Origin of the sequence: Nonomuraea sp. NPDC049480, assembly GCF_044465905.1 — a bacterium.
Lineage (GTDB): Bacteria > Actinomycetota > Actinomycetes > Streptosporangiales > Streptosporangiaceae > Nonomuraea.
On record NZ_JBITMD010000003.1, the window covers coordinates 512,309 to 524,645 of the forward strand.

Here is a 12,337-nt window from a genome sequence, read left to right on the forward strand (position 1 = left end):
ATGCACATGGACCAGCTCGACTCCTCCCCGTACCCGGACGACCTGCGGGAGGAGCTCGCCGTCCGGCCCGCGAAGGGCATGTCCAAGCTCACGCTGGCGCTGGCCGCCGGCGTCGTGCTGGTGGCCGGGGTCCTCATCGGCCTGCAGGCCGGCAAGCTGTCCGGCGCCGCGGCCGCCGCGCCGGCCGCCGGACCGGGGGCGCAGCAGCTCCCACCCGGGTACGGCGGCCGGCAGGGCGGCTTCGCCCAGCGCATGGGCGGCGGCACGATCGGGACCGTCGAGAAGGTCGAGGGCGGCAAGGTCTACGTCAAGACCATGGACGGCTCCACCGTCACCGTGACCACCACCGGCCAGACCACGGTCCAGATCGCCGAGCCCGGCAAGGTGTCCGACCTGAAGGCGGGCACCACGGTCACGGTGCGCGGCCGGCAGGGCGGCGACGGATCGGTGACCGCGGAGTCGATCACTCAGGGAGGCGGACCGCGATGACCGAGCCCGAGGCCAGGCTGCTGGTGGTCGACGACGAGCCCAACATCAGGGAGCTGTTCTCGGCCAGCCTGCGCATGGCCGGGTTCGAGGTGCTGACCGCCGCCGACGGCAAGGAGGCGCTGCGGGTGGCCGAGGAGAGCTCGCCCGACCTGGTGATGCTCGACGTGATGCTGCCCGACCTGGACGGCCTGGCGGTCGCCGGAAGGCTGCGATCCCGGGGCCGGCGCGTCCCGGTGCTGTTCGTGACCGCCAAGGACTCGCCCGAGGACCGCCTCGCCGGGCTGGGCCTCGGCGAGGACTACGTGACCAAGCCGTTCAGCCTGGAGGAGGTCATCGCCCGCATCAGGGCCGTGCTGCGCAGGACCCGCCGGGGCGCGCCGCCGCCGAACCGGATGCGCGTGGCCGATCTGGAGCTGGACGAGGAGACCCACGAGGTCTGGCGCGACGGCATCCCCGTACGCCTGTCGCCGACGGAGTTCAGGCTGCTGCAGTACTTCATGCTCAACGTGGGGCGGGTCCTGTCGAAGACGCAGATCCTCGACCACGTCTGGAACGGCGACTGGCGCACCGACGTCGGCCTCGTCGAATCGTACGTCTCCTACCTGCGCCGCAAGGTCGACATCGGCGACCGCAAATACCTGCACACGCTGCGCGGGGTCGGCTACATCCTGCGCCCGCCCCGCATATGAGGAAACATCTGGCCCGCACGCCGCTCTGGCTGCGGCTGGTGTCGGCGACCCTGCTGCTGGTCACTCTCGCCATCACGCTGACCGGCCTGTTCGCCGTGCGGCTGCTGCGCGGCTACCTCGTCGAACGCATCGACCAGCAGTTGCACCTCGCCAGCAGCCCGCGCGACGCGCCCCCGCCGCCCATGCCCCGCCCGCCGGGCAAGCCGCAGCGCTTCTTCGGGCTGTTCCACGTGGTGGTGCTGGACTCCTCCGGCCTCACGATCGGCACGCTCAGTGAGTCGCCCGGGGACCACCGGCCCGCCCTGCCCCGGCTGACCGCCGCCGACGTCGCCGCGCTCGGGCGCCGGCCGTTCACGGTCGAGTCGCATACCGCCGGCGGCCCGAACTGGCGGGTCGTCGCCGCTCCCGGGCGCGTGGGCGAGAGCCGGGTGATCGCCGTCAGCCTGGGCGACGTGGACGCCACGGTCTCCCAGCTGGCCCTCATCGTGGCGATGGCCGGCGGCGGCACGCTGGTCGTGCTCGCGGTGGCCTGCTACGGGCTGGTACGCCGCAGCCTGCGCCCGCTGCGCGACATCGCGCACACGGCCAAGGACATCGCGGGCGGCGACCTGTCGCGCCGCGTGCCGCTCTGGGCGGGCACCACCGAGGTCGGCAAGCTGGGCCGCTCGCTCAACACCATGCTCGCCCGGATCGAGTCCGCGGTGCGCGAGCGGGAGGAGGCGGCCGAATCCGCCCGCAGGTCCGCCACGGCCGCCCAGCGGTCGGAGGAGCTGATGCGCCGCTTCATGGCCGACGCCTCGCACGAGCTGCGCACGCCGCTGACGTCGATCAGGGGGTTCGCCGAGCTGTACCGGCTGAGGGAGGAGAAGGACCTGGCCGAGGCCGTGCGGCTGCTGAGCCGCATCGAGGGGCAGGCGGCCAAGATGGGGCTGCTGGTGGAGGACATGCTGCTGCTGGCCCGGCTCGACCAGCGGCGCGAGCTGGCCATGCGGCCCGTGGACCTGCTCAGCCTCGGGGCCACGGCGGTGATCGACGCCCAGACGCTGGCGCCCGACCGGCGGATCGAGCTGGTGCGGCTGTTCGGGGGAGAGGGCGCCGTGGTGGTGACGGGCGACGAGCCGCGGCTGGGGCAGGTGGTCGGCAACCTGGTGAGCAACGCCCTCACGCACACCCCGCCGGGCACGCCGTTCCAGGTGCGGGTCGGCGTGGACGGGGACCGGGCCGTGGTGGAGGTGGCCGACGAGGGGCCCGGGTTCCCTCCGGAGGTGGCGGAGCGGGTGTTCGAGCGGTTCTACCGGGCCGATCCGGCGCGCAGCGCGGGCGGGTCCGGGCTGGGGCTGTCGATCGCGGCGACGCTGGTCGAGGCGCACGGCGGGATCATCGTGGCGGAGGGAGAACCGGGCAAGGGCGCCCTGTTCCGGGTGATCCTGCCGATCGACGGGGCGGCAGACCCAGGCGGTCAGCCGAAGGCGTAGCCGTACAGGCCGGTCCCCTGGCCGAGCCGGCGGACCTTGCCCAGGCGCAGGCCCGCCTTCCTGGAGCCCGGCGCGTACATGACGAGGCCCTGGTCCGGGGCGGCCACCACGAGGCCGTAGAGCGGGTGGCGCTTGTCCAGCGGACGGTAGCGCTCGCCCAGGGGCAGCGCGGCCAGCGAGGCGCCGAAGTCGCGTCCCTTGCCCTTGATCAGCAGGTTCCCGACCCGGGTCAGCCCACCGGAGGCCCGGCCCTGGAGCACCTGGACCGCCCGCTCGCCGGGCACGCCGACCGCCAGCTCGTCCCTGCCGTCGCCGTTGAAGTCCCCGGCCGCCAGCGACGCCCCGAACCGGTCGTAGTAGCGGGGCTTGCCGTCGAGGCTGTTCTGCGACCACGCCTCGCTCTTGTGCGTGCTCAGCCCGTTGCGGGAGCCGTACAGGACGTCCACGGTGCCGTCGCCGTAGTCCAGGGCGCGCTGGTTCTTCGTGATCCCTTCGCCGGGCACGCCGATGGCCAGGTCCGCGCGGCCGTCGCCGTTGAAGTCCCCGGTGGCCAGCGACGCCCCGAACCCGTCCCATTTCTCCGACGCGCCCTTGATGCCCGGGCTGCTCTGGGTGAGCTGCCGCGCCCGCCGGCCCCGTACGTCGATCACCGTGACCGACCCCTGCCCGTCCAGCGTGACGCTGTCGGCAGGAGCGCCGACGGCCAGCTCGTCCCGCCCGTCCCCGTTGAAGTCCCCGGTCGCGAGCGAGGCTCCCCACTGGTCGGTCACGCTCGCCGCCTGCCGCACCCACCGCGTCTTCTGCGTGATCTGGTACGGCTTGCGCCCCTTCATCCAGTACACCGTGAGCGACCCGCCCGACCGGTGGCCGGGCGCGCCCACAACGAGCTCGTCCCGCCCGTCCCCGTCCAGGTCCCCGGCGGCCAGCGAGGCCCCGAACCGGTCGCTCGACGGCTTCGCCGGCGCCAGCTCCCTCCCCTTGACCAGCCCGTCCACGGAGCCGGTGAAGAGCTGGACGACGCCGTTCCCGTCGCCGAGGTGCACCCGCTCGCCGACGAACTCCTCCGACACGCCGACGGCCAGGTCGGCGCACTTGTCCCCGTTGAAGTCGCCCACGGCCAGCGCCGAGCCGAACGCGTCACCCGGCTCCGCGCCGTCCTGCGTGAGCTTGACCTTCCTTCCGGACCCGTACATCACGGTCACGGAACCGGCGCGCGCATTGTCGTAGGGGGCGGCCACCGCGAGGTCCGGGCGGGCGTCGCCGTCGAAGTCCAGGGGGTGCCCGCCGCACGAGCGGGCGGCGGCGGGGGTGGCACCGGAAACGAGGGGAAGAACCAGGCAGGCGGCGAGCAACGCATTCATACCTACAGGTATGTCCGCCGTGCACGACCAGGGTGTGAACTGTTGTCGGCGCTCGCTATGCGAACCTATGTCTGGCCGTAGAACTGTGTTGGTTCTCTCGGCCGGCATGCGGCGAGGCTACGCTGATGTCCGGTTCACTCATGTGCGCACGGAGCCGAAGACGCTTCAGCACCGTGGGAACGTGCCAGGATGGACGGGTGCACATCGACCTCGCCGACCTGGATTTCTGGCGTAAGCCGCTCAAGGAGCGGAACGAGGCGTTCGCCCGGCTCCGCCAGCTGGACCGTCCGGTGTTCTTCCCCGAGAAGAAAGTGCCGTTCCTGCGCTCCGGCAAGGGCTTCTACGCCCTCGTACGGCACGCGGACGTGGTCGAGGCCAGCCGCAACGCCAAGATCTTCTCCAGCGAGCCCGCCGTCACCAACCCCGAGCCGCCCGGCTGGGTGAAGCAGGTGTTCGGCGAGTCGATGGTCAACCTGGACGACCCGCGCCACGCCCGCCTGCGCCGGATCGTCACCCGCTCGTTCAGCCCGAAGATGCTGGCGAATCTGCAGAGCGACATCGAGGCCGCCTGCGCGCGCATCGTGGACGATGTGATCAAGGACGGCCCGCGTGACTTCGTCACCCAGGTCGCGGCCCGCCTGCCGATCCACGTGATCTGCGACATGCTGGACATCCCGGACGAGCTCCGGGAGAAAGTCCACCAGCACGTGGACATCTCCACCGCCTACACCGGCGTGCGCCCCAGCCTCGCCCGCAGCGTCCAGCTGGCCGGCCAGAACATGCTGGCCCTGCTGGCCCTGCAGCGCATGGTCATCAAGCTCGGCCACGAGCGTGTCGCCAACCCCAAGGGCGACCTGGTGTCCCTGCTGGTCAACGCCAACGTCGACGGGGAGAAGCTCACCGACAAGGAGCTCGGCTCGTTCTTCGCGCTGCTGCTGGTCGCGGGCAACGAGACCGCGCGCAACACGATGGCGCACGGCATCAAGCTCCTCACCGACAACCCGGCGCAGCGCGAGCTGCTGATGAGCGACTTCGACACGCACATCAACGGCGCGATCGAGGAGATGGTCCGCTACGTGTCCCCGATCATGCAGTTCCGCCGCACGGTGACCGAGGACTACGCGCTGCGCGGCCTGGAGCTGAAGAAGGGTGACAAGGTGGTGTTGTTCTACGGCTCCGCCAACAGGGACGAGTCGGTCTTCCCGGACGCGGACGCGTTCGACATCACCCGCGACGCCAAGCCGCACGTCGGTTTCGGCGGCCCCGGCCCGCACTTCTGCCTGGGCGCCAACCTGGCCAGGCAGGAGATGCGCACCATGTTCCGCGAGCTGCTGATCAGGCTGCCCGGCATCCGCTCGGTGGGCGAGCCGGAGCTGCTGCTGTCGAACTTCGACAACAGCGTCCGCAGCCAGCCGTTCGCTTTCTAGTCCTCGGCGGCCAGGACGTTCGTCCTGATGGTGAGGAACGTGGTCAGCGCCGACACCAGCATCATCCCGGCGCTGATGAGCATCGCCAGCCGGAACCCGGCGTCGAACACCGGCGGGTTCCGGAACGCGTCGCCCACGAGCCCCACCATGGGCGGCACCGCGGCCACCGCGAGCAGGCTCCCGGTGCGGGCCACCGCGTTGTTGACGCCGCTGGCGGTGCCCGCGTAGCGCTCGTCGGCGGTGGCCAGCACCGTGGAGGTCAGCGGCGCGACCGCCGCCGCCAGCCCCAGCCCGAACACCGACACGGCGGGCAGCACCTGGAACGGGTACGAGGCGCCGGCCCCGATCGTGCTCATCCAGATGAACCCGGCGCCGGCCACCAGGATCCCGATCGTCATGGGCCACCGCGGCCCGTACCGCTTGGCGACCTCACCGGCCCGCGCCGACAGCAGCATCATCAGGATCGTCGTCGGCAACATCGCCAGCCCCGCCGCGATGGGCGAGAACCCGGACACGACCTGGAGCTGCACGACCAGCAGGAAGAACACCACGCCCATGGCCGCGTACATGATCAATGTCACCACGTTCACAGCCGTGAACACGTGGTTGCGGAAGATTCCGACCGGCACCAGCGCGTCGGGCGACCTGCGGATCTCGACCACCACGAACGCCGCCGCCAGCAGCAGCCCCGCGATCAGCGGCACCGCCGCGCCCGTCTCGATCAGCCCGTACGTGATCCCGGCCAGCGCCAGCGCCGCCAGCACCGACCCCAGCACGTCGAACCGGCCCACCGCCTGCTCGTCCCTGCTCTCGGGCACGTGCCGCAGCGCGACGAGCACGACCATCAGCGCGAACGGCAGGTTGATCAGGAACGCCCAGCGCCACCCCACCGTCTGCACCAGCCACCCGCCCAGCAGCGGCCCGATCGCGGCGGCCACCCCGCCGAGCCCCGACCACGCGCCGACCGCCCGCGGCCGGTCCCGGCGTACGAACGACGCCTGGATGATCGCCAGCGACCCCGGCGTCAGCAGCGCCCCGCCGATGCCCTGCAGCGCCCGGGCCGCGATCAGGACCTCGATGTTCGGCGCCAGCCCGCACAGCGCGGACGCCACGGCGAACCACACCGTGCCGACGAGGAAGACGCGTCGCCGGCCGTACCGGTCGCCGAGTGACCCGCCCAGCAGGATCAGGCCGGCGAGGGTGAGCGTGTAGGCGTTGATCGTCCACTGCAGGCCGTCCATGCCCGCGTCGAGCTCCCTGCCGAGGAACGGCAGCGCCACGTTCACCACAGTGCTGTCGAGCAGCGCCAGCCCGGACCCGAGCACGGTCGCCAGGAGCACCCACCGGCCGGGGGCCGACTTGAACTCCAGATGGCCGTCGGTCTGGACCTCTTCAGGGCCGTGAGTCATGGCCCCATCCTGTCACCGCACCCGCCGCTCGATCATCGCAGGGCCCGATGACCGATCATCGGGAGAATCCGCTAGACAGGAGCCTCCGGACTCTCTGGACGGTCACCCAGGGACTCGTTGCCGAGGGCCCGCAGGACGAACTCGCACACCAGCGCCTCCGCCGCCTCCACCGTGACGGCCCCGCTGATGAGCGGAACCCGCTCGGCGCCGACGACGGCGAGGATCATGCGGGCGGTGGCCGGAACCTCGATCACCCGGAAGTCGCCCGACACGACACCGCTCTCCAGGATCTCCACCAGGATCCGCTGCATGGGCGCGACATGCTCGGCGAGCTGCTGGTAGGCATCCGGCCCCAGAGCGGCGCTCAGGTCGGCGGCCCCCGGATGGGGATGGGCGAGCAACCCGGCCAGCTGCAACCGCACGAACGCCCGCAGCCGATCGGCGGGCGAGGCGTCCTCGGGCAGCTCCCGCTCGTAGCTGTCGATGAAGTATTGGGTCACCCGCTCGGTGAACGCCAGCAACAGCGCAGCCTTGTCCGGGAAGTAGTTGTAGAGGACGGTCCGGGTGATGCCGGCCTCGCCGGCCACGTCGGTCATGGAGATGGCGTCGATGCCCTGCGTTCTCGACAGGCGGGAGACGGCCTGCAGGATGCGGTCGCGCGTCTGGGCGCGGTGCTCTCCGATGGTGGCGGCCGAGATGCGGGGCATAGGGCCATGGTAGGCCCACCCTGTGCACGGCGTCCGTGCTTAAGATTCCAAAGAAACCCTTGACATCATGGGATCTTGCTCGCAAGATTCCAAGCATGTCTTTGGAATCCGCGGCGAACCGGCCGAGGCACCTGCTCGACGACCCGGCCGCGATGCGGGCCTTCGCTCATCCGGTCCGGCTGGCGCTGCACGAGTTGCTCATGCGCTCGGGCGCGCTCACCGCGGCGGAAGCGGGCCGGCAGGCCGGCATCAGTCAGGCGCTGGCGTCGTACCATTTGCGCCAGCTGGCCAGATACGGCTTCGTCGAGCAGGCGGAGGCGCGCGACGAACGCGAGCGGCCTTGGCGGGCCACCGAGAGCACCCAGGCATGGGACGACGGCGGCGGCGGACCGGACCAGGCGGCCGCGCGGAGCCTGCTGGAGCAGGTCATCGCCGAGCGGGCGCTGTCGCGGCTGGTCGAATGGCAGCAGCGGCGCCACGACGAGCCCGGGCCCTGGCAGGGGATCGGCGGGGTGGGCAACACGTTCCTCTACGCCACGCCCGAGGAGTTCACCACGCTCGCCGCCGCCATCGAGGATCTTCTGGAGCCGCTGATGGCCCGCATCGACGACCCCTCCGCACGGCCCGAAGGGGCGCGTCCGGTGCTGCTGACCCAGCTGGCGGTGCCGCTACCGCCCACGGCCTCCGGTGACTGAGCCGACGGCGCGTGCGGCGGACGGCGGGATCCGGACCCTGCTGGGTGCCGGCAACCGTGACTACCGCCGGTTGCTCCTGGCCACACTCGCCTCTCAGACCGGCGACTGGGCGATCAGCGCTGCCCTGGCCTTCCACATCTACCGCCTCACCGGATCGACGCTGTCCACTGCGATCATGCTGCTGATCTCGCGATTACCGGATGTCGTGCTCGGCTCGGTGGCCGGGGCGCTGGCCGACCGCTGGGACCGCCGCCGCCTGCTGGTCGCCGCCGACCTGCTGCTGGCACTCGGGCTGCTGCCCCTCCTGCTGGTACGGAATCCGGCCCAGGTGTGGATCGTGTACTGCGTCGCGCTCTGGACAGGCATCCTCAGCACGCTCCTGGCCCCGGCGCAAAAGGCGCTCGTCCCGCAGCTCGTGACGGAGTCCCAGCTGGTACGCGCCAACGCCTTGCTCGGCCAAGGCGGACAGATCGCCCGCCTGCTGGGGGCGATGCTGGGCGGTGTCGCCGTCAGCGCAGGCGGCCTGACCACCGTTGTCCTCATTGACGTAGCCGGCTTCCTGATCTCCGCGGCTCTGCAGTCCACCCTGCGAACCCCGCGCCGTCCGGCGCCGATCGCGGCGAGGCTCAGCAGGCAATGGGTCGCCGGGGTGCACCTGGCCATGGGCGACGCCGGGGTCCGCCTGCTGGTCGTCTACATGATGATCACAGGGCTCGGCGAGGGCGTCTTCGCCACGCTGGCGGCTCCGTTCGTCGCGGACGTGCTGGGAGGCGGAGCCGACGCCTACGGGCTGTTCCTGTCAGTGCAGGCGGTCGGCGGGATTGTCGGCGGCCTCGCCGTCGCCGCGCACCCGGGCAACGCCGCTCCCCGGCTGCTGCTGGGCACCGCGACGATCACCTTCGGCGTCGTGGACCTGGCGTTGTTCGCCTACCCGCTGGCTCTGCCCGAGTTGTGGCCCGCCTTCGTGCTGATCGTCTTGGCCGGAGGGCCTGCGGCGGCCGCGATGGCCGGCTTCACCACCCTGGCCCAGACCGTAACCGCCGATGACCACCGCGGTCGCGTCTTCGGGCTCCTCGGCAGTGCCCAGGCCACAACGGCGCTTATGGGAACCGCGCTGGCCGGTGTCCTGGGCGGTTGGATCGGTATCGTCCCAACGTTATGCCTGCACGCAGGCGGACTCATCGCCGCAGGTCTCCTAGTTCTCGTTAATCGGGGCAATTTTGATTAAATCATTCAGTTGTTTGACTGGATGATTTAATCGTGCTTCTCTTGATGTCATGCTCTACGGCACTCCCTCGCTTGAGCCCGTCGACAAGGCGGTGCTGTCTGAAATCGAGGACATGCGTCAGGACCTGAAGTACCGCCTGGCCGAGACCCATCGCTGGGACGGCCAGTTGCGCAGGCAGCTCCAGGCCCGTGCCATCCAGGGGTCGAACGCCATAGAGGGCTACAAGGCGAGCGTCGAGGACATCGAGTCGATCATGGCGGGGGAGGATCCTCTTGACGCGTCCGCCGCCGTCGCGAAGGAGATCGCCGGTTATCAGCAGGCACTGACCTATATCGGCCTGCTGTCGCGGGCCTCGGTGTTCCGCTACGACGTCGGCGTGCTCAACGCGCTCAACTTCATGATGATCGGTCATCACCGGCACAAGACCCCTGGGGTGGTTCGACCAGGAAGCATCTGGATCCGGGACTCGTCCACCGGGGAAGTCGTGTACGAAGGGCCGGAGGCCGAGCGCGTCCCCGCACTTCTGGATGAGCTGGTCGCGTGGCTCAACGAGGGCGATCAAGACATGCCGAGTTACGTGCGGGCCGCGATGGCCCACTTCAATCTGGTGAAAATCCATCCGTGGCGCGACGGAAACGGCCGGATGTCGCGTGCCCTTCAGACTCTGGTCCTCGGCCGGGACCAGATCATGACGCCGGAATTCAGCTCCATCGAGGAATGGCTCGGGCAGCAGCGCACCACCATCGAGTATTACGACGTGCTCGGTGCGGTCGGCCACCGGCGCTGGAGTCCTCATGGCGACACCCTCGACTGGGTGCGGTTCTGCCTGAGAGCGCACCATATGCAGGCGCAACGGGTATGCCAGCGCCTGGCTGAGGCAGGCGAGATCTGGATGCTGCTGGAAGAGCAGGTCGACGCCGACGGACTCAACACACGGTGCGTGTCCGCCCTCTACGAGGCATTCGTGAGCAGGCGTCTGCGCCGGAGCAGATATCAGGCCGACGAGGAGCTCAGTCAGGGGCAGGCCGCCCGCGACCTACGGGATCTCGCCGTCAAAGGCTGGCTTCAGCCGTACGGCGAAACAAAGGGCCGCTACTACCAGGCGGGCCCCCGGTTGGCGAAGCTCAAGGCCGATTTCGCCGACCGGATCACCCCGTTGCGAGACCCCTATCGCGAGGCGGGTTGTTAGGCGGCGGTCTTGACCACGTGCATGAGCTCGGTCAGCACCTCGGTGTTCAGCTGATAGGCGAGCTTGACCTCGCGGATGATCCGCTGCCGCTCCCGCTCGTCGAGCTCCAGCGCATCCAGCCGGGCCCGGTATTCGTTCTTGAAACGCGGCAGGCTGCCCAGCTCGTCGAAGATGTAGAAGTCCACGCCCCCGCCCTTGGCGTAGCCGTAGATCTTCTGCAGCTCCATCCGGATGAACTGGCCGCCGGACAGGTCGCCCAGGTAGCGGGTGTAGTGGTGGGCGATGTAACCGCCCGGCCAGTCGGCCACCTGGCGGATCCTCGCGACCAGGGCGCCGGTGGACGTGGACGGTGCGATCCTGTCCCGCCACCCCGGGCCGTAGATCGTCGACAGGTCACGCTCCAGCGCCGGCTCCCGGTAGAGCTCGGGGAACACGAACCGACCGGCCACCGGATGGTCGGCGAGCTGTCGCGACACCCCGTCGAGCGCGAGGTAGGCGAAGTAATGCTGGGCGACCATCTCGCCGTACTCGTGCTCGCTCAGCCGGCCGCCCATCAGCTCCGTGAGGTAGCCCTCGGACTCGGCGGACTGGTGGTCGCCCCAGGTGGCGTTCCTCAAGGTCTCGGAGAACGACGTCGTCACGGCCCACCTCTACTCGCACTAACGTTTCATGACGAAGTGTCACAAACGCGGGCGTCGCGCGTCAAGCTTTTGACGACACCATGTCACCAAAGCTCATCTCCCTTCTCACGTACCCAGAAACGAGGGAGTCAAGAGGTCACCCGCTCGGGGTGGCCGAGGGCGATCAGGGCGAGGTTGCGCAGGGACGGGGTGCCCGACCGGAAATAGTCGCTGTGGCCCCCGCGACCCACCTCGAAGATGTGCGCGCCGTAGCCGGGGCTCATCGGGTCGGTGCCGAAGCCCAGCGGGCCGATCTTGGTCTTGGGGACGAACCTGATCCAGTCGTTCTCGCCGAGCCCCGCCCATACGCGCAGAGGCGAGGGTGTCGCGGCGCTCGTCTCGTGGGCGGATGGGAGCGCTGCCCCGGCTGTCGCGTGGCGGGTCGCCGGCCGGGGGAGCGCATCGGTGCCGGGTGCTTCCGCGGGTGGCGTGGTGTGCAGGGCGGCGGCGGACGGGGCGCCGAGGCCGGGGCTGCCGAAGACGGCCAGGTCGGTGACCGGTAAGCCGGGGACGGCCCTGGCGCACAGCACCGAGCCATAGCTATGACACAGCAGGGAGATGGGGGCGGTCGTCCGCGTGCGCAGGTCGCTGACCGTGCGGCGGAGCTCTGCGGCGCCTTCGACGGCCGCGTCGTCGATGATCGCGCCGAGGCTCAGCGTCGGAGGAGCGTCATACCCCAGCCAGGCCACCACGGCCAGCCGCTCCCCGGGAGCCAGCCGGGCCGCCTCCGCCAGCAGCGCTCGCGCCGCGCCCCCCGGCCGTTTCGTGCCGGCCTCGAACGTCTCCACCGTCGTGTCGGCGCCGGGCACGATGATCGCCACCCGGCCGGCCGCGGCCAGGTCGCCGTAGACCTTCACCAACCTGCCGCTGGGCTGTCCCGGCCACATGAGGACCGCGCCGGCCGCCGTCATGATCCCTGCGAGTGCCATCCATCTAAGCATGCCGCGACATTACGGAGCGTGGCTGATCGCGCGCGTCACCGTGAGGT

At 70.4% G+C, this 12,337-nt stretch carries 12 protein-coding genes; 7 read left to right on the plus strand and 5 right to left on the minus strand.

The annotated features are described in order from the left end of the window. Positions 1-6 precede the first annotated feature (6 nt). From ACIBX3_RS12100 to ACIBX3_RS12110, 3 genes are read left to right on the plus strand one after another with little or no spacing between them, the layout of a single operon-like run. Entirely contained in the window at positions 7-489 is a 483-nt protein-coding gene (locus ACIBX3_RS12100) for a hypothetical protein (protein WP_397115931.1), read from the plus strand. Then, positions 486-1,178 (plus strand): response regulator transcription factor, encoded by a 693-nt coding sequence (locus tag ACIBX3_RS12105; RefSeq protein ID WP_397115933.1) that lies wholly within the window; start codon positions 486-488, stop codon positions 1,176-1,178. Before ACIBX3_RS12100 ends, ACIBX3_RS12105 begins: the two co-directional genes overlap by 4 nt. After that, the gene (locus ACIBX3_RS12110; protein WP_397115935.1) at positions 1,175-2,653 is read left to right on the plus strand and encodes a sensor histidine kinase; all 1,479 of its coding nucleotides are present in this window, start codon (positions 1,175-1,177) and stop codon (positions 2,651-2,653) included. The genes ACIBX3_RS12105 and ACIBX3_RS12110 overlap by 4 nt, the downstream gene beginning before the upstream one ends. On the opposite strand, the gene ACIBX3_RS12115 is transcribed toward ACIBX3_RS12110, so the two are convergent. Continuing rightward, positions 2,638-4,014 (minus strand): FG-GAP and VCBS repeat-containing protein, encoded by a 1,377-nt coding sequence (locus tag ACIBX3_RS12115; RefSeq protein ID WP_397115937.1) that lies wholly within the window; start codon positions 4,012-4,014, stop codon positions 2,638-2,640. The genes ACIBX3_RS12110 and ACIBX3_RS12115 overlap by 16 nt on opposite strands. A gap of 197 nt (positions 4,015-4,211) precedes the next feature. Here ACIBX3_RS12115 and ACIBX3_RS12120 point away from each other — a divergent pair, with 197 nt between their 5' ends. Continuing rightward, entirely contained in the window at positions 4,212-5,441 is a 1,230-nt protein-coding gene (locus ACIBX3_RS12120) for a cytochrome P450 (RefSeq protein ID WP_397115939.1), read from the plus strand. Here the strand turns inward: ACIBX3_RS12120 and ACIBX3_RS12125 are convergent. Beyond that, positions 5,438-6,850: an MFS transporter gene (locus ACIBX3_RS12125; RefSeq protein ID WP_397115941.1), complete on the minus strand. Its 1,413-nt coding sequence runs from the start codon at positions 6,848-6,850 to the stop codon at positions 5,438-5,440. The two genes, ACIBX3_RS12120 and ACIBX3_RS12125, sit on opposite strands and share 4 nt — an antisense overlap. A 71-nt stretch (positions 6,851-6,921) precedes the next feature. Next, positions 6,922-7,557: a TetR/AcrR family transcriptional regulator gene (locus ACIBX3_RS12130; protein ID WP_397115943.1), complete on the minus strand. Its 636-nt coding sequence runs from the start codon at positions 7,555-7,557 to the stop codon at positions 6,922-6,924. A gap of 95 nt (positions 7,558-7,652) precedes the next feature. Between ACIBX3_RS12130 and ACIBX3_RS12135 the strand changes: the two genes are divergently transcribed. The 3 genes from ACIBX3_RS12135 to ACIBX3_RS12145 are packed head-to-tail and all read left to right on the plus strand — an operon-like array spanning position 7,653 to position 10,669. After that, the gene (locus ACIBX3_RS12135) at positions 7,653-8,252 is read left to right on the plus strand and encodes an ArsR/SmtB family transcription factor (RefSeq protein ID WP_397115945.1); all 600 of its coding nucleotides are present in this window, start codon (positions 7,653-7,655) and stop codon (positions 8,250-8,252) included. Beyond that, on the plus strand, positions 8,245-9,480 hold the full coding sequence (locus ACIBX3_RS12140) for an MFS transporter (protein ID WP_397115947.1): 1,236 nt from the start codon (positions 8,245-8,247) through the stop codon (positions 9,478-9,480). The genes ACIBX3_RS12135 and ACIBX3_RS12140 overlap by 8 nt, the downstream gene beginning before the upstream one ends. Before the next feature lie 49 nt (positions 9,481-9,529). Continuing rightward, the gene (locus ACIBX3_RS12145) at positions 9,530-10,669 is read left to right on the plus strand and encodes a Fic family protein (RefSeq protein WP_397115949.1); all 1,140 of its coding nucleotides are present in this window, start codon (positions 9,530-9,532) and stop codon (positions 10,667-10,669) included. Here the strand turns inward: ACIBX3_RS12145 and ACIBX3_RS12150 are convergent. Further along, positions 10,666-11,310, minus strand: a complete 645-nt coding sequence (locus ACIBX3_RS12150; RefSeq protein WP_397115951.1) for a heme oxygenase (biliverdin-producing) — start codon at positions 11,308-11,310, stop codon at positions 10,666-10,668. The two genes, ACIBX3_RS12145 and ACIBX3_RS12150, sit on opposite strands and share 4 nt — an antisense overlap. Before the next feature lie 128 nt (positions 11,311-11,438). After that, entirely contained in the window at positions 11,439-12,278 is an 840-nt protein-coding gene (locus ACIBX3_RS12155; RefSeq protein WP_397115953.1) for an alpha/beta hydrolase, read from the minus strand. Positions 12,279-12,337: the final 59 nt, after the last annotated feature.

Bases quoted from the DNA above. Each gene is read 5' to 3' on its own strand.
- ACIBX3_RS12100 (WP_397115931.1), top strand. From the start codon at position 7: ATGGACCAGCTCGACTCCTCCCCGTACCCGGACGACCTGCGGGAGGAG.
- ACIBX3_RS12105 (WP_397115933.1), top strand. From the start codon at position 486: ATGACCGAGCCCGAGGCCAGGCTGCTGGTGGTCGACGACGAGCCCAAC.
- ACIBX3_RS12110 (WP_397115935.1), top strand. From the start codon at position 1,175: ATGAGGAAACATCTGGCCCGCACGCCGCTCTGGCTGCGGCTGGTGTCG.
- ACIBX3_RS12115 (WP_397115937.1), bottom strand. From the start codon at position 4,014: ATGAATGCGTTGCTCGCCGCCTGCCTGGTTCTTCCCCTCGTTTCCGGT.
- ACIBX3_RS12125 (WP_397115941.1), bottom strand. From the start codon at position 6,850: ATGACTCACGGCCCTGAAGAGGTCCAGACCGACGGCCATCTGGAGTTC.
- ACIBX3_RS12130 (WP_397115943.1), bottom strand. From the start codon at position 7,557: ATGCCCCGCATCTCGGCCGCCACCATCGGAGAGCACCGCGCCCAGACG.
- ACIBX3_RS12135 (WP_397115945.1), top strand. From the start codon at position 7,653: ATGTCTTTGGAATCCGCGGCGAACCGGCCGAGGCACCTGCTCGACGAC.
- ACIBX3_RS12145 (WP_397115949.1), top strand. From the start codon at position 9,530: ATGCTCTACGGCACTCCCTCGCTTGAGCCCGTCGACAAGGCGGTGCTG.
- ACIBX3_RS12155 (WP_397115953.1), bottom strand. From the start codon at position 12,278: ATGGCACTCGCAGGGATCATGACGGCGGCCGGCGCGGTCCTCATGTGG.